Origin of the sequence: Candidatus Enterococcus ikei, from assembly GCF_017316105.1 — a bacterium.
In the GTDB taxonomy this organism is placed as follows: Bacteria; Bacillota; Bacilli; order Lactobacillales; family Enterococcaceae; genus Enterococcus_L; species Enterococcus_L ikei.
In genome coordinates this window covers 14,067-31,520 of sequence record NZ_JAFLWD010000037.1, presented here as the reverse complement: position 1 = coordinate 31,520, position 17,454 = coordinate 14,067, and the positions used below count along the sequence as shown (strand labels likewise).

21 protein-coding genes are annotated in these 17,454 nt (G+C 35.4%); 3 read left to right on the top strand and 18 right to left on the bottom strand.

The window, feature by feature from the left end; genetic code table 11:
- Positions 1-10 precede the first annotated feature (10 nt).
- The 16 genes from JZO69_RS14300 to JZO69_RS14230 form a co-directional block, all read right to left on the bottom strand.
- The gene (locus JZO69_RS14300; RefSeq protein WP_207113511.1) at positions 11-334 is read right to left on the bottom strand and encodes a YdbC family protein; all 324 of its coding nucleotides are present in this window, start codon (positions 332-334) and stop codon (positions 11-13) included.
- Between the two features lie 70 nt (positions 335-404).
- Positions 405-1,037 (bottom strand): hypothetical protein, encoded by a 633-nt coding sequence (locus JZO69_RS14295; protein ID WP_207113510.1) that lies wholly within the window; start codon positions 1,035-1,037, stop codon positions 405-407.
- 20 nt (positions 1,038-1,057) lie between these two features.
- Positions 1,058-1,396 (bottom strand): hypothetical protein, encoded by a 339-nt coding sequence (locus JZO69_RS14290; RefSeq protein WP_207113509.1) that lies wholly within the window; start codon positions 1,394-1,396, stop codon positions 1,058-1,060.
- A 35-nt stretch (positions 1,397-1,431) separates the two neighbouring features.
- Entirely contained in the window at positions 1,432-5,283 is a 3,852-nt protein-coding gene (locus tag JZO69_RS14285; protein WP_207113508.1) for an LPXTG cell wall anchor domain-containing protein, read from the bottom strand.
- Between the two features lie 158 nt (positions 5,284-5,441).
- Positions 5,442-6,560 (bottom strand): hypothetical protein, encoded by a 1,119-nt coding sequence (locus tag JZO69_RS14280; protein ID WP_207113507.1) that lies wholly within the window; start codon positions 6,558-6,560, stop codon positions 5,442-5,444.
- The gene (locus JZO69_RS14275) at positions 6,557-6,868 is read right to left on the bottom strand and encodes a hypothetical protein (protein WP_207113506.1); all 312 of its coding nucleotides are present in this window, start codon (positions 6,866-6,868) and stop codon (positions 6,557-6,559) included. The genes JZO69_RS14280 and JZO69_RS14275 overlap by 4 nt, the downstream gene beginning before the upstream one ends.
- 84 nt (positions 6,869-6,952) lie before the next feature.
- Positions 6,953-7,252, bottom strand: coding sequence for a hypothetical protein (locus tag JZO69_RS14270; protein WP_207113505.1), 300 nt, complete (start codon positions 7,250-7,252; stop codon positions 6,953-6,955).
- Positions 7,242-7,874, bottom strand: a complete 633-nt coding sequence (locus tag JZO69_RS14265) for a hypothetical protein (RefSeq protein ID WP_207113504.1) — start codon at positions 7,872-7,874, stop codon at positions 7,242-7,244. Before JZO69_RS14265 ends, JZO69_RS14270 begins: the two co-directional genes overlap by 11 nt.
- Positions 7,867-8,109: a helix-turn-helix transcriptional regulator gene (locus JZO69_RS14260; RefSeq protein WP_207113503.1), complete on the bottom strand. Its 243-nt coding sequence runs from the start codon at positions 8,107-8,109 to the stop codon at positions 7,867-7,869. The genes JZO69_RS14265 and JZO69_RS14260 overlap by 8 nt, the downstream gene beginning before the upstream one ends.
- Before the next feature lie 6 nt (positions 8,110-8,115).
- Positions 8,116-8,622: a hypothetical protein gene (locus tag JZO69_RS14255; RefSeq protein WP_207113502.1), complete on the bottom strand. Its 507-nt coding sequence runs from the start codon at positions 8,620-8,622 to the stop codon at positions 8,116-8,118.
- A gap of 26 nt (positions 8,623-8,648) precedes the next feature.
- The gene (locus tag JZO69_RS14250) at positions 8,649-9,293 is read right to left on the bottom strand and encodes a hypothetical protein (protein ID WP_207113501.1); all 645 of its coding nucleotides are present in this window, start codon (positions 9,291-9,293) and stop codon (positions 8,649-8,651) included.
- A gap of 10 nt (positions 9,294-9,303) precedes the next feature.
- The gene (locus JZO69_RS14245; protein WP_207113500.1) at positions 9,304-9,486 is read right to left on the bottom strand and encodes a hypothetical protein; all 183 of its coding nucleotides are present in this window, start codon (positions 9,484-9,486) and stop codon (positions 9,304-9,306) included.
- Between the two features lie 558 nt (positions 9,487-10,044).
- Positions 10,045-10,506 carry a hypothetical protein gene (locus tag JZO69_RS14240; RefSeq protein WP_207113499.1) on the bottom strand — a complete coding sequence of 154 codons (462 nt, stop codon included), beginning with the start codon at positions 10,504-10,506 and terminating at the stop codon, positions 10,045-10,047.
- 28 nt (positions 10,507-10,534) lie between these two features.
- Positions 10,535-11,047: a hypothetical protein gene (locus JZO69_RS14235; RefSeq protein WP_207113498.1), complete on the bottom strand. Its 513-nt coding sequence runs from the start codon at positions 11,045-11,047 to the stop codon at positions 10,535-10,537.
- 34 nt (positions 11,048-11,081) lie between these two features.
- On the bottom strand, positions 11,082-11,216 hold the full coding sequence (locus JZO69_RS16785) for a hypothetical protein (RefSeq protein ID WP_277989639.1): 135 nt from the start codon (positions 11,214-11,216) through the stop codon (positions 11,082-11,084).
- A 499-nt stretch (positions 11,217-11,715) separates the two neighbouring features.
- Positions 11,716-11,940, bottom strand: a complete 225-nt coding sequence (locus JZO69_RS14230; RefSeq protein WP_207113497.1) for a hypothetical protein — start codon at positions 11,938-11,940, stop codon at positions 11,716-11,718.
- 248 nt (positions 11,941-12,188) lie between these two features.
- Between JZO69_RS14230 and JZO69_RS14225 the strand changes: the two genes are divergently transcribed.
- Positions 12,189-12,983 carry a helix-turn-helix domain-containing protein gene (locus JZO69_RS14225; protein ID WP_207113496.1) on the top strand — a complete coding sequence of 265 codons (795 nt, stop codon included), beginning with the start codon at positions 12,189-12,191 and terminating at the stop codon, positions 12,981-12,983.
- A 49-nt stretch (positions 12,984-13,032) separates the two neighbouring features.
- Here JZO69_RS14225 and JZO69_RS14220 read toward each other — a convergent pair whose 3' ends face one another.
- Together JZO69_RS14220 and JZO69_RS14215 are read right to left on the bottom strand one after the other, a co-directional pair.
- On the bottom strand, positions 13,033-13,290 hold the full coding sequence (locus JZO69_RS14220; protein WP_207113495.1) for a helix-turn-helix transcriptional regulator: 258 nt from the start codon (positions 13,288-13,290) through the stop codon (positions 13,033-13,035).
- A gap of 504 nt (positions 13,291-13,794) precedes the next feature.
- Positions 13,795-15,300, bottom strand: a complete 1,506-nt coding sequence (locus JZO69_RS14215) for a primase C-terminal domain-containing protein (protein ID WP_207113494.1) — start codon at positions 15,298-15,300, stop codon at positions 13,795-13,797.
- Between the two features lie 880 nt (positions 15,301-16,180).
- Between JZO69_RS14215 and JZO69_RS14210 the strand changes: the two genes are divergently transcribed.
- A complete protein-coding gene (locus tag JZO69_RS14210) occupies positions 16,181-17,149 on the top strand; it encodes an AAA family ATPase (RefSeq protein WP_207113493.1) in 969 nt (322 codons plus the stop codon).
- Positions 17,133-17,414 (top strand): hypothetical protein, encoded by a 282-nt coding sequence (locus JZO69_RS14205; RefSeq protein WP_207113492.1) that lies wholly within the window; start codon positions 17,133-17,135, stop codon positions 17,412-17,414. Before JZO69_RS14210 ends, JZO69_RS14205 begins: the two co-directional genes overlap by 17 nt.
- Positions 17,415-17,454 lie beyond the last annotated feature (40 nt).

The window sequence follows — 17,454 nt, the reverse complement described above, 5'->3', positions numbered from 1 at the left end:
CCTTTCTACTTTAAAAGTCGTCCGGCAAGTGAGCAGTAATTTCTTCTGAAGGAGTTTCTGTCTCTTCAGTTGGCAGTTCTCCTAATAAATGCGCTTTTAAAACTGTAAGAAGATTTGCTAAAGTCTGATCAGTCAAAGTCATTCCTTTACCCATTTTCCCTTCAGGAGACCATGACCGCAAGTCATAGACAGGGTCCCCATCATTATAAGAGACCTTATTCAATTCAACTGTCCAGCCACCTCTATTTTTTGATAAAATTGCGATTTCTTCTGTTTTTTCAAAAGAGAATTCCTTTTTCTCTTCTTTCTTATTATTACTTAAATCTAGTACCATAACCATATTCCTCCTCTTACTGAAACTTCGTATCCTTGCGCTTTAGTCGTTTCTAACAATCCAAAATTGCTCATTTGATCACTCCTTCTTCAAATTTTGTTTGTACCGTACCTTCTGGAACGACAAAGATCACTCTTTTTTCATCGGCATCAAATACTTTGTTGAATTCTTTTTCTTTATATTGGTGTTGTTCAAGAATAATTTTAGGTGAAACAGTTTCAGGTTTTTCTTGAATATAAATATCCTCTTCAGATACGCCCGAATACTGCTTAGACAAGGTTCTCAATTGATAGCCATTCTCTGTTTTTACAACATATCGATAGTCTGTAAAATCTTTGCTTGAAATTTGATTCAAAAATATGCCACCTGATCCTTGTAGTTCATATTTATCTTGAACGTCCATTGAATACAAATCTTCTTCAGATTTTGTTACCCATTCAATCGGTACTTTTTTCTTATAAGATTCTTTTATATGGTTGATTGCATAGTTCTGTTTAAGCGTAGAAAGAACAACGATACCTATGCAAAAAAGAAACACTAAGATAAACGCTTGGAATGAGAAATGACCTGCATAAAACGTACCTTCATGGAGAAAAAATACAAACAACAAAAGCACAACAGAAGCACACAAAACCAAAAGAATAATCTCTCCAACTGAAAATAACGGAACCTTATCTATTTCACTTAAATATTCTTGATACATTTTTTAACCACCTTTTCAACTTATCGTAAGTACCAATTATGCATTTCTGCTTTGGCGATTCTAACATTATTAGGAATAGAGAAGCGTAGTCCACCATCGTTATGACCACAATAACGCCAACTTCCCTGTACAATAGGAATACACAAGCGTTTTTTCGCGTGAATCAAACAAATTTCATTGTATTCTTGTAATTTATCCTTTCCTAATAGCTGATTTTCCTGCATTTCAATGACTTTATTCGCATTTAACTGGATATACTTCAAACGTGTCCAATTGTCATTGAATTGCAAAAATACATCGTCTTTCCTAACAGCTAAACTTTGTCTCTTTTTCCCTTCCTTAAAAATGGTAGCTCCCATATATTCACCTCCCAATAAAAAAGAAAAACCGTTCATTAGAACGGTTCTTCATCGTTTACAATCTGTTGATTTCTTTTTGATCGAACTGTGAAATAAATAATGGTGCCTAAAACAATAATCCAGCCTGATACTTTAACAAAAATACTAGTTGGACTATCACCGGTGTGTGGAAGAACCTTTTCAGCAACTTTCTCTACTGGATTTTTTGATTCTTCTTTTTTAGGTTCTTTCCCTTCAGGAACTTTATTCACTCGTTTTTCAGTGATATGACTATCTTCAGTGCCATCAGAATCGGCCCACTCTTGATTTGCTGTATTGATAATATCTGTTCCAGCTTTCACTTCTTTTTTCACTGTCATTGGCGCATCGATCTTATAAATCTGACCTAAAGGAATTTTTTCAGTATCTACAATAGATACCTCTTCCCCTTTAGAGTTCTTCGCTTTTTTGAAGACATTCGCTGAAATAGTCAATGTGCCTTTTCCGTCGTCTTCAAATTTGAAGTTCTTCGTTGCATCGTTTCCTTTAGCATCGTAGATTTTCAATTTGTCTTTGTTGACTGTTACTGAAGCAGCATCGTATTTATCGACCATACGTAGATAAGTTAGTTCACTGGTTTCATCAAATGGTGTTGTATCTAACCACAATTGATAAACAAGCGTTTGTTCTGGCTTAACTTCAGTCGTATTAATGTTTTCTTTTTCGTTATTGTCCGTTTTATCGTTGTATGGATCTTTGTTTGACTCTTCATACCGATCCTTCATTTCTTTATCATCGTCTAAAAGTTTGTCTCCTGTTAAATCAAACTTTTCTTCAGATAAATCGAATTTATGTGGTTCAGGTTTCGGCGTTTTTGTATAAACTTCATTTGAATCTTGTTTTACGTCATTGATCGTTTCTACAAATGTGTTTACAACCTTGTCAGAGTCTTTAAAACGATAGAAGGAAGCGTGGACGGTAAATCCTACTTCTTTGTCCTTATGCTTATTTACAACGTCTAAGAACGCTTTTTGAGCAGTAAATAAGACCTTGCCTTTCTTATCTTCAGCTTTGACGAAATCCTGTGGTAATTCATCGCCTGCTTTGTAAGAGTCAAAGTCTTTGGTTGCGTATAATTTGAATGTTCCGTTATAACGATCAAAATTTTCGTCATAATCATCATTGATCGTCCAGCTGGTTGTATCTTGACGATTTGGTTGTAAAATGCTTGAATTCAATTCATAGAAGAAATCAGAATTTAAAGCAACATTGCCTTCATTGATTGATTCCCCACCATCCGTTTTAGTGACATCTTTTGTTGGTGGTGTTGGCGGCGTTGGTTCATTTGGTGTCTCAGGATTGTTGTTAAAATGAAGAGTAGACAGGCTGATAGTTGGTTTTTCAGTTGTTACGCTGCCAACAGTTCCCTTACTATTAGGGTTCTTTTCTGTGCTGCTGTCTTGTAACGCAAATTTACGTGTAGAGTAGGGCTTAGAGAAATCTTTATTGTAGCTGGCACTGATCGTTAGAATGTCTTTTTCTTGATCTGTTTCCATGTGAATATAGATTGGTCTGATCTTTTTACGACCTTCTGGTTCACTTTTCTCTTCTAATACCCAGTCACCATAAACTAAATTGCCCAACGCATATCCATCGTCACCTGTCACCGGATCAACTCCTGTGATCATCGTAACTGGTTCAGCGATAGTTCCTTCTAAAGGATTAGCGACAAATTCGATATCGTTGAATCCTGAAGAACCTTCATTTTCTGGTAATGTAAACATTTTATTGAGTTTGATTGCTGCATCGATTGCACGGTTTTTACTGTTTGTATCCGTTGTAACTGTAACTAACGTTTTATCGTCCTGTTTCGTAATTTCAAAAGTATGTTTGATTGAATCTGTGACATACCCTTCTCCTGCATCGACTTCATACCAATAATACTTCCCAAGTGGTAAGTTTCCTACCGCAGCTGTCAGTTTTTCGTCGTCTACATCGACTACGACTTGACCACCGAAATCAACTTTATTCCCACCAATAACAGCACTAGTGACTTTTTCGCCTGCTAATAGCTCAGGTTTTGGTGTATCTGTCCATTTTACTGGATCACCTTGTTTGTGTTTGCTTGATCCTGTTGAGTTATCATCATAAAACAGCTGGAATTTCGCTGACTTTAAGACTGCTTTCCCATTTTGATCAAGTCCTGTATCTACATCTTCTTTTTGTAGTAAATTTTGACCTTTAATTTCTTGGTTCGTTCCTTTTACCTCACCAAAAACAACTTCTGTTTTTTGGTCTTTATAGGTCAATTTAACCGTTTGTGGTTTAAACGTATTGGCAAAACCTGCGGAAGAACTAATTTCAGTTATTGTATATTCACCTAAAGGAAGATCCTTTTTAACCGCTGTTCCTGTTTCATCTGTTGTAAGGGGATATGTTTTCCCATCGGTAACAGATTTCAGCTCAAATTTATTTCCTTTTAGGCTATATCGTTCATTCCACAAGTCATTCCCTGATTCAACACCTGACTTCTTAATTGTAATTTGTCCAGTAACAGCTGTATTCTTTAGTTTTACAGTATTTGTTTTTCCTGATTCTACTTTAACGGTTGTATCAGGGCGAATTGTTTGACCACTACTAGCCCAATTTGTTGATTTTTCACGTAGTGTATATTCACCATTCGGCAATAATTTACTTTTAGTTGATTTACCATTTTTATCAATCTTCAAAGTATCAACAATCTTTCCTTGTTTGTTGATAACATCAAATTCTAACTTATCAAAAGAGTAATATTGATTCCAGTTATCCTTACCATATTGAATGGTAGATTTGTCAATTTCTAAATAGCCACCAACTAGATCACTAATCTTAAATGGCGTATTTCCAAAGTGACCAGACACAATATCCAAGTGATTTCCTGCACCGTCCATGTATTTATATTGTACGGCATTGTTATTATATTTTTTCAATACAACATAACTGTTTTCTGTTAGATCAGAAGAATCTTCGTTGATTGCACCATTGGAAGTTGAACGGAAACCATTGCCAACTTGTGTGAGTGCCGTATCAGGTGATAGTACATAGCCTAAAACATTGTTCCCATCCATTGTGGCTAATTGATTTGCATCGATATCTGAATTTTTTATTGGCATTAACGTGTCATTTTCTGGTAATGGCTGCCCTGTATCACTATTGAGAAAAGTTAACGTATAAGAAATTGATTCTATATATCCCATTAGTGTTCCATCAGAAGACTCTCCACCTGTACCTCCGCCTTCTGTTTGGCCGCCGCCCGTGTTCTCACCACCTCGAACAATGGATCCCCAACCAAGTGTAATAACACTGTTTTGAGATTTTGCGCCCATTAGAACTGTTTCGTATGGTGTCCCATCAGGTTCTACCGCACTATTTACCGTGATACCTAATGAAATAGGAACAAGCGAACCATCTGAAGGCTTCATAGCTGTTCCTACGTTACGAACGAGTGCTTTTCCACCTACAGGAATTTCCACTGCTGAATCATTCGGTAAGAACCCATCTGCACCTAATATTGTGGTCGCCGCAGAACTAATACTTGATAATGGTTTTCCATTAGCCAAGCTCGTGCTAGATCCCCACGATGCTTGATTAATAATATAAGTGGGGTTACCAGCACCTTCAAGTAGTCCTGCCAAAATATCTTGGAATTTTTGACTAGCCATATTATCGGTTGGTGATTTAATAACCGGTGCATTATTAATTGTCCCAACTTGTGTTGCACCTTCGGGTAAAGTTAACGCATTTGCCACTTCACTTCTAGAAGGGGGAAGTCCTGCCAGTCCGCCTATTACTAATATCGATAATCCAAATAGGCTACCAAATTGTTTCATTCGCTGTTTAAGTGTATGTTTCGTTCTTTTTTTCTTCATCAATTTTTCTCCTTCTATTTAATTTGGGGAAGAACGTGCTTATATCACGTCCATTTTAAGGGGAACGAATACGAATCATTTTGATCTCTCCTTTTTAGAACAAAAAAGAAGCAACCAGAGGATTTCTGATTGCTTCTATCGTTACATTATTTTATCTTTTATTTAGGGAAGAAATCTGACCAATCATCATTCGCAGCATCTTTAGAAGCTTGATTTAGATCATCTTGTGTCATTTCGCCTCGACCATTTCCTCCTGTAGCAGGTTGAGACGGTGCTTGTGGTGCAGGTGAACTTCCGCCACCTGTAGAACTTCCACCACCTGTAGATCCACCACCAGTTGCAGGTGGTGGCGCTACATCCCCATCATTGCTACCGTCAGCTGTAGGAGCAGGTACATAAGTCCGTTCAGTAGCTTCTTGTTGAACAGTTGGTTCTGCTGCAGCTTGAGTATTTTGTTGAGTTTGTGCTTGTGTTTGTTGTATCACTTGATCCGCAGACGCTTTCTCAGCCTCCACTTTAGCTTCCTTATCAATATCCGCTTTTACTTTCGCTAACTGTTCAAGTAGGACTTTTTTCATTTTTTCATTTTTAATCTTGTCTGTTTCAGCTTTGGCAACATCATAAAGCTTGTTATCGGTAGAGACTACTTTACCGTCTTTATAGACTTTTGCGACCTCTGATTTCGCTTTATCGATTTGATTAAGTTGATTTTCTGCATTCGTAAGCAATTCATTGATCGTTTTATCGTAGCTTTTTGTTGCTCCTTCTTTGAAGTAGGCTTTACTAACTTTTTCTACAGTTTCGTTTTTTAGATCGTCCGCAATCGCTAAGTCTTTTTTTACATCAGATCCATTGATTGCCACAGCTGTTTGTGTTTGTAGGAATAAGCTATTGATATCAACCAAAGCATCCAGTTTTTTTGTTGCACTAGTAAGGTTTCCCTTAACTGATTTTACTTCTTGTTCATACGCAGCGTACTCTTTTTTAGAAAGTTCCTTATCTTTTTTGATCGTTGCTACTTTTGTCAATTTTTCTTGTAAATCCGTGATTTGTTTGGCCTTGATTCCTTTTACTAAAAAGTCAGGGTCTTTCTTATCATATAAAGCAGCGACTTCTTTGTTCAAGTCTTCCAATTTTTTCGTAGTTGCTTTTACTTCCTGTTTGGCTTCTGAGGCCTTAACACTTGATTGATTTTGGGTATACGCATACGTACCACCTACGCCCAATACAACTACCGCTGCAATCAGTCCTAATTGTTTTTTGGTTAACTTTTTCATTTTACTTCCTCCATTTTACGTTTTTTTATGTATCCATTTTCTTTTCTCCAACAAAATAATGTTTGCTCTGATACATCAAATTCTGCTGCTATTTCATTCAACGTATAACCATAATGGACTAACGTTAAAAATTTAACTTCATCAATTTTATCCGAATTATTTTTCTGATCTTGCATAAAAATCTGTCTACCTAATGTTGTTATCTGCTTATAACGTTCTGTTTCAGGTTTTTTATACCATTCTGGATCTACATCCAACAAAAGAATTAATTCGTCCCATCTAAGGTCTTTTTGTTCTTGATAGTCCATTTTTTCCCCTCTTTTCTACAGTAAACGAAGAAACGAGTTGATAATTTAAGAGTAAGTTATTACTCACTTTTTATCAAGTGCTTTCTATACTAATAATCTGTCCACTGCTAAAATTTTGGCTGTCTTGTTTTCACTAGCTAGTTCAAATAAGCACTCCCGTATAGTGATTGCTGCATTCTTCATACCACGTTCAATTGTTGGTATGTCGTCTGTGGCAGTGCTTGCGAAAGAGTCTAAAAACTGCGAAGAAGTGACTTCACTAAACGACACACCGTCTTGAATGTCTGAAACAATTGTTTGATAAGCGACAACAGCTTCATCAGGTGCCGTTGCAATCACCCACGCTTTGTAGGGTGACTCAAAATAATAGTATTTATAACTCATGATCTGTATCTCCTTCTAAATTTTTAATGTTCAAATTCACATAAAATGCTTTTTTATCTGAGTGATAAATAATTACCAGTCCTATCATGAAAAGAACAATTCCTATAAAAATAAGTAGTACACCAATGTTAGGTGGAACAGACTTACTATCAAAACTGTCAAATATTGTTGGGTACACACTAGAACCACTTGATATATTGATTCCCGTAATTCTTTGGTAGTTCCAATTATTGATTTTATTGGCAAAATCATTGTATTGATTCACAAAAATATTTTGAATCAATTCCCACTTACTGTAATCTTCATGTATATAGCGAATATTCCCTTCAAAGTTGTTAAGTCCTTCTTTTTTAGTCATTGTTACTATGGCTTTTCCATCTTTTTGTTTTTCTATTTTTATCTTGTAGTCCTTTTTGACATTTTTCCCATTAATATCAATCATATCAACATCAACAATGTCTTTTGCTTTGCGGATATGTTCTGGAAAAATTGTTGCGGTACTAATCTCGTTATGTTTTAGTAGTAATTGATTCGTTCCTACATATAGTCCCGTTAAAAAGATTAGTATGACTAACAGCAATACAATTACCTTTCGCTTCATTTTTACTATACGATTATTCATTGAGATCATCTTGTTCTACTTTTTTGAATGTAAAAATTTGTTCAATCGGGACTTCAAAAACGTCCGCTATATCGTGGGCAAGTAATAGTGACGGGTTATAACGATTCCGCTCTAACTGTATGATCGTTTGTCGTGAAACTCCTACTTTGTCGGCTAATTCTTGTTGTGTCATACGCTCCATAGCTCTGAATACATGAATACTTGATTCAAAACTACTATTTTTTCTTTTTGGCATTTAAAATCACTCCTTTTCTATTGCTTCTCTGAGAACACTTATCTTTTTATTTAATTTTTCGGTCTTTATATATTGAAGTTTTAATTTTCTAGAAAGTTCCTGATCTGAAAAAATACTCCAAAAGTAGGTATTCTCTTTTAAAAGAGCTACTGCAATAATGATTCCACTGATTGAAATCACAAACAAATCCTTTGTATCAATTGCTACATCCGTAATAAAAATACTGTATAGCGCTAAACAAAAAACTCCCCCTGATCCAATCATCGTTACTATTGGTAAAAATATACCTTCGATAAATAAAGCGAATTTCTGTCTATAAAAATACTTCATACGGTCTTTTTGTTGCAGATTGGCTAAAGCATTTAGCAGCTCCAGCTTCTTTTCTTCTCTAAGTAAATTAATCTCCAATAAAACTACTTCATCAATAATTTCTTCTCTTTTGAATGCTTTAATATTTTCTTCAACTGTTCTGTCAGCCACTTGAATTTTGTTTAGTTCATTTTCGCTATGCATTTTTCCCCTCCATCTGAATTGATCTATCAAAAATCAATACTCCAATAATTTTCGTTCAACAGTTTTATTTTCTCTATCAACTTAGATACTTGATCCTCTTGTAATAACTTAACTAAATGCTTTTTTGGGGGAAATAGTTGAATAATTTCGTATTGATAATGTACATCTTCTTTATATCCGCTATCTCTTATTAAAGAAAAGATAGGCACTATTCTTTTTAGATTTTCTTTTCGATTTATATAGACAAACCACCGCATTGACCATCGAAAATGGTTATACATTGAAAACAGTTGAATGACCTCTTTGACCTGCTTGTATGCTGCTTTATCGTAAGACTTGACTTTGCTCTGTTTGCTTGATTTTTTTTTATAAGTCCCACCATTTCTAAGTGCAACTGCAACCTCTGCAACGCACACTAAAACAACAAATAACACACAAATCCCCACTGCTGTACCTATGAAACTAATCATCGGATCAATCATACCTTCAATAATCGTTGCCGTTGAGTCATGTAAGGTTTGGGAGCTTAATATTGTTCCTTCTTTTTCCGAACTAACTAATTCAACTTCGGCTGTGATTCCTTTTGTTGCACTCTTCTCATAGAGAATATAACTTCCCTTTATTCCCTCAATGTCTCTATATTCCTTATCTTCTTGTGTGACCTCTTTCAACACCTCACCCCTATCCAAAAGCTTCCTTGATTTCTCGTGCATTATGCAGCAGTTCAGCAAGTAGATCCTTTTCGTGATACTGACGATTGTTTCCTGCTTTTTTTCGTTCCTTCCGTTTTTTATCCAGGAGAAACGCCAAATCTTCATCCATTTGATCCGTAAACGTAATGTACTTTCGCTTGTTTGAAGCCACGTTGTTCACTCCTTGGGGTGTGACACCCGATTTGAATAGGTGTGACACCTAAAAATAATTAGCCTTCTCTTATTTACCAATTTCATTTTTGTAACCAATAATTGTTTCGCAGGGTTTATAGCAACCGTAACCCCAAACTCTAGGAAGCAACAAACGATGTTCACTAATCGTTTGTTTGAGCAGGCTAATGTGCGGATCACTCCAACACATTCTCTCCATGTATGTGACGTCTTCACTACTGTAGTTCTTGCCCCCGTCCCTTAGTAGTCACGCTGATAAACGGGGCAGTCATTGCTGACCGACATATAGGTTCCTCGTATTTTATCTTTTTCTTAGTTGTCCAACCTATCGGTTAAAAATAGGTGTTGTGCTGCTTTCTCTACCCTAGCTAACGTAGATAACAAACAATAATCTCTCATCGTGGCTTGCTCTAGTTAGGCTCTCATCCTAAGTTCATAAGCTTTCGAGTCTGCTCTAAAAAAGTTCAAAAATAGTCGGAACATGTAATTGCTAATTCATTAAAATTAGCAAATAAGAAAAGGCTAATTTTCTTGTAGTTTAAACATGTTGTTCTTTCTTTTCAGCTTTCTCTCTCTCAGTTTTTTTAATTCGTTGCTGCGCTCGTTTTTTTACTGTTTCAGGTTGATTCTCTTCAGCCATCAACTGATAGGCTGCTTTTGCTAGTTGAGCGCTATGTATCACCTCACCCATACCTTTTCCTGTTTTTCTTAATGGCAACAGCCGTTTTCGGTTGCTTTCGTAATTCCCTGAACGCCTAGCAATCAATACACCCTTCCGTTGTTGTGAGTACACACGTTCAATTTGATTGTAAATATCCATAATCTCAACAGGATTCGTTTTGATAATATGTTTTCGATCACCCATAAAAAGAAAAGTTTGCTGAAAAATCCGATTGTTTTGTATCACAAATTCTTCTCTATGACGTCTCTTTCCTTTAGAAAACAAGACCACTCTTTTTCCATACTTCAATACTTCTTCAGGTGTCATTATTATTGACATGAAATCTCTCCTTTCTCAAATTGTAACTTCAATGAACAGCCGTTTCTTCTCTTCTAGCCCATCTAACTTTTACAATTGGCTTTTTCTTCACTTTTTTATTACAAATAGCCGTAATTGTTTGATAACTAACAAATAAATCTTTTGCTGCTTTCCTAGCACTTGACCAGGAATCAATCACAACTCCAGTTTCACTTAATAGTTCAACTGCCTGGCTTCGTGATCTTGGCCCCGTTCTTTTTCCATGCTGATTTTTTGATCGTAGTGTTAAATTATGCATCCCATTTTCGGTTAAAACAGCTATTTTCCTTACTACCAAGAAACCCTTAGGTATTTCTCCCTTGAACGTTTCCCACATAATACGATTAAAAGGATATTCTTTACAGACTCCGTTAATTGATAATTTAACCTGGTACATATTCCCTTTCACATACCCTTTTAGCTCTTTAATTTTTCCGTTCTTCAATTGTCGGTATATATGACCATCCCAAGTTGCAAAATATATATTTTCGTATCCTGGAATCCATTTTTTGTTCATCTGCATTTTTAAACACCTTCTTTATTCATCCATGATATCCTTACAGAAATACGATTAAACTCAATACAATGGCACCAATCGAAATACCATTCCCAATACCTCTTACATAGTCACTATCTTCTCTGACTCCAATTCCATAAATCAATAAACCTAAGATACTTAAAATGAACGCCATCCTATCCCCACACTTTCTATTTAAGTTTGACAGGCTAACGGAAAACAAAAAAGGAGGGGGAGAATACGCTGAACTGCGTACTCTCCCCCTCCTGAAATAGCTATTTACCACGCTTCGTCTACATCCATTCTAAGAAAAAAATTTTATCAGAACTCTTGGGGGAGTTGATAATATCATGAGTATTGAATTAATACTGTATTTTTCCCTTAAAAATTGATATAATACAAACGTTGTAGCAACAGCTGCAACAAAAGGAGCCGAGACAGTTCATGCCGTCTAAAGCATATGAATTGTCGTATCTTCCTCTAGGGTTGGTAGCCCTATGGAGACGGTTCTTTTTTTTGTTTTCCGCTAACCTCTCACTCCTAAATGATTTAGTCGTAATCGATCAGCATTTATATTTAACGTCTATTGTATCTTTCTGTCTAATTCGTATTTCATTATGACTAGACGATAACACAGACATTTAAATAGCACAAGTAATTTTATAATTATTTTTTCACGAAGGTGTTGGCAGCTGAAACGGAAAGTTGCTTTTATTCGTTTTCGGTAACGTATACCCGTGTTTCTTCAACAGTTCTTTAGAAATCAAATGTGCTTGCGCTTCATCATCACGAACAATAACCGTTCGCTCTAAAACCTTCTCCAGTTTGCCACTAACAATCTCTCCCTGAACAGTCATTTCTGTAGCGTTCATTCCTATTTCCAATATTTTCTTTGTCAAAGTAACACCTCCAAAAAGAGAACGTTTGTTCCCCTTAATTAAATTTTAGCACATTGATCTTTCCTAGACAACCTAGTTTTTGATATTTCTTGTTCCATGAACTTATTATAAACTATTATTCAACTCATAACAAGTGTTTTTCCAATATTATTGGTTTTTCGTTTTTTTAGTTTCATTTTTTTGGTATTTTTTACGGTTTTTATGTTAGAATGAAATAAGAAAAACAATTTCAGAAAGGAGGCCTTTCATTGACCTTTGGCCAAAACTTACGATTTTTAAGGAAACGTGAGCAGTTAAATCAAAAAGATTTCGCTACCCAGATAGGTGTGATCGCCACCACCATATCAAATTGGGAAGTGGATTACGCTCAAGCCCCTTTGGATAAAATAAAGCTAATCGCTGCCTATTTCAACGTTTCTGCTGACGCCCTTATTTACGGAGATAGTTCTGATTTTGAAGTAGATAGCTACTACGATATCAATGATTACAACGTAGAATCAAGGCAGATATTTCATGATCTAACTCCTGAAGAAAGGGAACAACTTTTAAGAACCATGTACAATTTTAGAATCAAGCACAATTGTCAAAAAAGAAAAACAACTGGTCTTACTCAACAACAATTAACAGCATTGCTCTTAGCCAGTTCTGATCTGGTCTTACAAAATTTAGGGAAATACGCTCAAAGAATACTTGATACCTATGGGGAAATACATGACGAGTCCGTTAATCGTCTTCTAACTGACACTTCTATTTATCTCACAGACGGAAATGAAGACTCTAACGACTTCAAAACATTGCTGCGAGACGCCTTAGAAAAAGTATTTCCCGTTTATTTTTTCATTGCTGCTTATGATTCAAAAAATACTACCATCGAAAAAATGACTGAACAATTCAAATTAGATCCTGATTTTATTCACTATGCCATAGACTACTATCTCAAAACAAAAGGTTCTACATTCCCCTACAAAAAGTCTATGATTGACCTATCAGCTTTTACAAAATCCGATAGAAGCACAGCTGAGATCAAGGTTACCTCAGTATAAACTACGAAAAAGCATGCCCTAAAGTTATTAGGACATGCTTTTTTATGTATTAGGTTAATTTAAAGAATACCACTTCTAAATCCTCTTCCAAAGCTTCAGCAATCAATTGTGCCAGCCCAAAAGTAGGGATATAACAAAATTCTTCAATCGAACGGACAGTCTGCCAAGAAAGTGGCGTAACTTTGCCTACACGTTCAAAAGAAATAGCTTCGACTTTAGCTGCGAACCCTTTTTGTGTTAATCCAAGAGTTTCTCTTAACGTTTTTACTTGATTAGTTGGTTTTCTTTTTTTGAATAGTTTTAACATCTATTTGCATCACCTCCACGCATAGGATACTAGCAAATAATAGCACCATTCTTGCATTTGTAAAGACGATTCCTTATTCCATGCGAAAGAAAGCCTATACAATAGACCCAATAAACGAATTCTGTTATTTAACTTTAATCATTTGTGTAAAACAGAACAAGCGGGCTGTATACCAGAGAATACAGCAAGTAAAGCCAACAATCGTTATATTAATCAGCTTTAGTAACATAATAAGAATTTGATAAGAAACCTGTAAATAATCCCGTCATAAACGAAAAGGATCACACACTCATATTCTTATATACTGTAAAATTACATCCCTTTGATACGAGGTTTCTAAAAACTCCTGACATATTCCACACAAAAAACACAGCAACAATCAAAATCCGATATACACCCCTGCCACTCAATCAAAATAAATAAACAACTAAACTAGTCTATCACTCACGTAAAAAGCAAAGTAGTATCATAGATATAATGTATTGGCAGTGTGCATGTTTAAAATTATCCAGTGTCCCACAGATTTGTTTGCTCACCAAATAAGCCTATTTGCCCCTTAGTTGTCGCTGTTTCGTATAACTTAGTTAGCATAGCTGCTTCATGAAAGAACGTTCTTATAGCGCTTTTGTACGCTGATTTCACCTCTTGCTTGACCACAATCACTGTGCGAATCAGTGCTTTTCTTGTTGCAACTACTAGGCCACCACCACGGCCAGCTCTTACACGTACATAAATCTTCCCTTCCGCTTTTAATTCATTGATTGCTTTGTCTAGCGAACGTTTTGGAATTGATTTATCCTGGTATTTTACAGCTGCTTGAAGTTCACCTTTTGTCATTTCAATCTCCGGACGATAACGATAACATTGTGTCTCCAAGTACTTTAAAATATCGGCTTTCCATTCACGGACGTGCGATTTTTTTCTTTCAGTTCTGTCTTTCTTAAACTTGTACCATGTTGTGCGTTTTTGAGTGAAAAGTTGAGCTTCAGAGAGCGATTCTGAGGTCCAGTTCGCCAACAGATTAAGGACGTAATCCTTATTAGCACCTTTGTAACGCCCAGAGTACGCACTTTTTACGATTCTTTTTACTTCCATATCCTTCATTGATCGATTCAATTTTTCGTTTAGTTCGTCTAAAAAATCATAGCATTCTGATTGTTCTTTTCCTGAAGAATAACAAGCCAATGCCAATGTAAAGAATGCGTTATTTCTGCCTAATTGCCCTTTTTTTCCTATGATTTCAGGGTTTTTAATAAGGATATCAACCCATTTTTCTTTGATTTGTTGCATGTCTCCAGCTGGGGGAACTAACTGAAGGAATGGTTTCTTTGCTGCCGGCTGATACTTCATTGACCAAGTGATCAGTTGCTGCATGTCATAAGTTAATGCCGGATAAAAGCTTGATACATTGTCATTTCTCGGAATACGAGCAATTCCAAAATGGTTGCAGCCATGATCGACACCAGGTATCTCTTCAGCGAAAGCTTTTCTAAGATTTTCTGATACACGTTTGGCCACTTCCACTGACTGATAATTATTTTTTGAAGAGATATACCAGGCGTTTTCCAAAATGAAATAGGCCTGGTATCCCCCAGGAGTTTTTAATATAAGTGTTGGGATCAAATCTAAATCAAGACCAGCATTTTGAATCATTTGAGCATCCAATGTTTCTCCTGGAGAGCGATCGAAATCAATGACGAAAGCATTGATCTGTTTCAAATTTTCTTCAGCATGCCCTTTGACGATCGTTTTGTTTGGATCTGCATAGGTCCCGTAACTGTAAACGTTAGGTGTCCAGTGCGTAAAGCAATCTTCATTCTCTGCTAGTGCTTCTTCAGACGTAAGAACAACACCACGTGAAGTGATCATATTTTCTTTGGATCTAAATCCAAAAACAGCGCCTTTATTACCTTCTGGCTGCTGGTTGAATGGACGAACTTTGCTGTTTTTGAATTTATACTTCCGAATACCATTTTTTAGTACTAAGCTTACGATCTCTGATACTTGCATGACTGAACACCCCCTTTTTCTAAGATAATAAAAAACGAACACGCAAAATTACAGTGTCCGTTTCTAGAAAAGCTTATTTCGTCTACTCTAAAGTCATTTAGGGTACACGAAATAAGCCTTAAACTATTGAATTTTTTCGCAAAATTTGCTATAATAGACAGGAACAAATAGCGGTAAAACAATAGTTTAGACACCATGTATTTTTTAGGTACATTGATTTGAACTCTTTATTAGTCGCTGTTTTGTACTTTTAGGTTAGAATCAAATAATGTTAGTTGTAAGTGTAATTGCAATACCTTACATCTAAAAATCGAGACGAACGACTTCAAGACTAAAGAAAATTAGGGCTGCAACCCAAAATTTCTTTCGTCTCTTTTTTTATTTTCAAAAACAAGTTTAGCTTAAACTATTTTAACAATTCTGTAAACTGTTAATTTTCATCATGAGATTTTCTTTAAAGCAACTTTAGTCTCCTTTTCTCCTTATCCCCTTTTCTCTTATTCTCTTATACTTTTTCTCTCTTTTTCTCCTTTTCTCTTTCAGAAAAATATGAATCTCTTTTTCTCCTTTTCTCTTTATTAACTTTAGAAACCTTATCATGTCAGTCTATATGTCCTATTATACTTTCATACTTGCAAATATCCCTTTTACTCTTTTTCTCCTTTTCTCTTTTTCTCTTTTTAACTTATTATTATATTTTTTGAGTAATTTTCTAAAATACAGTCTCTTTTTCTCCTTTTCTCTTTATTACAATTATATTACATAGATACAAAATGAATAAAGTCTCCTTTTAACACTTTACAATTTTTCTATTAAGTTGTACAATGTATTTAAGAGAAAAGTCTCCTTTTAACATTTTAAAGAATGGACGTGTATAAATATGGAAAAAGATCGAACTTTTAGAGTTCCAGAACTACCCAAGAGAAAAGGCCGAGTAATAATTAATGCTAATCAAAAAGGTGGGGTAGGAAAAACTACTGCCAGCTCAACAGAATCAACAGTAGCAACCCTCCCAAATGAACAATTCAATTTCAAAAGCTTATTTATTGATTGGGATAAGCAAGGAAACGCTTCGTCTCTATTTGGGAAAACTTACAATGTAAATTTTCCCAAATCTATTTACCGCTGCATTGAAGACGGTGATTTGGAACCTGGTATCGTAACATTAAATGATAATCTCGATATGATTGCAGGATCTGGAGATATGTCAAATCTTGGCGATTTATTGGAAGAATTATACCCTCGGTCTGTCAATGACTATAAGCGAAAAAGAACTTTTCATTTCTCTAAGCTTTTAGAAAAGATTCGCTATGATTATGATTTTATTTGGATAGACGTCGGCCCCTCAACTGATATTAAAGTTGATAACGCTATGGTATGTGCCGATTACATTATCATCATCCAAGAAACCAAAACATATTCATATGAAGGTTCGGTTGATATAATTCAAGAATATCTTCAAACTCTTGTTGAAGATTTTGGACAAGATTTTAAAGGAGAAGTATTAGGTCTGTTACCGTTTCTATTACAACCGAAAAGAAATCTTCATGAACAAATTTTGAACAGCACCTATGAAACCTTTGGCAGAAAGTTTGTATTTAATACAACAGTAACTAACAATAAGCGTTTAGAGGATTACCCCGAATATGGTATTACAGTAAATGATTATCATGACAGAAGAGTATTCGCTATGTTTGCTGATATATTTACTGAAATACTTGAAAGGATTGCCTTTATTGAAACTAATGGGGACGTTCCTGACGATTATAGTTATCAAAACAAGTATCTTAATGGTAACAAGCTAACAAAATTATCTAAGGAGTTGAATTTAAATGGGTTTGTTAGATAGACAGGCTAAAGGCCGACCTTCCGTTCAAGATATCGGAGAATCTTCAAGAGTTGTTCCTAAAAAGAACAAGGGTTATTCCGCATCTCAAAGAAAAACTATTAAAGTAGACCCACCAGTAAAAAATAGGGTAGAAATATTAAAAAGTATTACTGATAAAAAAGAATATTTACTACTAGAAGAAATTGTTGATTTTTACATCAATAATAACTTGGACGAAAGAGAACAACGAATTGTAAAAAGAATGGAAGAAGCAAAAAGAGAATAAGAGAAAAATCCCTTTTTCAATTTATTTATTTCTTATCAAA

Coding starts and splice junctions, on each gene's coding strand:
- JZO69_RS14300 (WP_207113511.1), bottom strand. CDS start 334: ATGGTACTAGATTTAAGTAATAATAAGAAAGAAGAGAAAAAGGAATTC.
- JZO69_RS14295 (WP_207113510.1), bottom strand. CDS start 1,037: ATGTATCAAGAATATTTAAGTGAAATAGATAAGGTTCCGTTATTTTCA.
- JZO69_RS14290 (WP_207113509.1), bottom strand. CDS start 1,396: ATGGGAGCTACCATTTTTAAGGAAGGGAAAAAGAGACAAAGTTTAGCT.
- JZO69_RS14285 (WP_207113508.1), bottom strand. CDS start 5,283: ATGAAGAAAAAAAGAACGAAACATACACTTAAACAGCGAATGAAACAA.
- JZO69_RS14280 (WP_207113507.1), bottom strand. CDS start 6,560: ATGAAAAAGTTAACCAAAAAACAATTAGGACTGATTGCAGCGGTAGTT.
- JZO69_RS14275 (WP_207113506.1), bottom strand. CDS start 6,868: ATGGACTATCAAGAACAAAAAGACCTTAGATGGGACGAATTAATTCTT.
- JZO69_RS14270 (WP_207113505.1), bottom strand. CDS start 7,252: ATGAGTTATAAATACTATTATTTTGAGTCACCCTACAAAGCGTGGGTG.
- JZO69_RS14265 (WP_207113504.1), bottom strand. CDS start 7,874: ATGAATAATCGTATAGTAAAAATGAAGCGAAAGGTAATTGTATTGCTG.
- JZO69_RS14260 (WP_207113503.1), bottom strand. CDS start 8,109: ATGCCAAAAAGAAAAAATAGTAGTTTTGAATCAAGTATTCATGTATTC.
- JZO69_RS14255 (WP_207113502.1), bottom strand. CDS start 8,622: ATGCATAGCGAAAATGAACTAAACAAAATTCAAGTGGCTGACAGAACA.
- JZO69_RS14240 (WP_207113499.1), bottom strand. CDS start 10,506: ATGTCAATAATAATGACACCTGAAGAAGTATTGAAGTATGGAAAAAGA.
- JZO69_RS14235 (WP_207113498.1), bottom strand. CDS start 11,047: ATGCAGATGAACAAAAAATGGATTCCAGGATACGAAAATATATATTTT.
- JZO69_RS16785 (WP_277989639.1), bottom strand. CDS start 11,216: ATGGCGTTCATTTTAAGTATCTTAGGTTTATTGATTTATGGAATTGGA.
- JZO69_RS14220 (WP_207113495.1), bottom strand. CDS start 13,290: ATGTTAAAACTATTCAAAAAAAGAAAACCAACTAATCAAGTAAAAACG.
- JZO69_RS14215 (WP_207113494.1), bottom strand. CDS start 15,300: ATGCAAGTATCAGAGATCGTAAGCTTAGTACTAAAAAATGGTATTCGG.
- JZO69_RS14210 (WP_207113493.1), top strand. CDS start 16,181: ATGGAAAAAGATCGAACTTTTAGAGTTCCAGAACTACCCAAGAGAAAA.
- JZO69_RS14205 (WP_207113492.1), top strand. CDS start 17,133: ATGGGTTTGTTAGATAGACAGGCTAAAGGCCGACCTTCCGTTCAAGAT.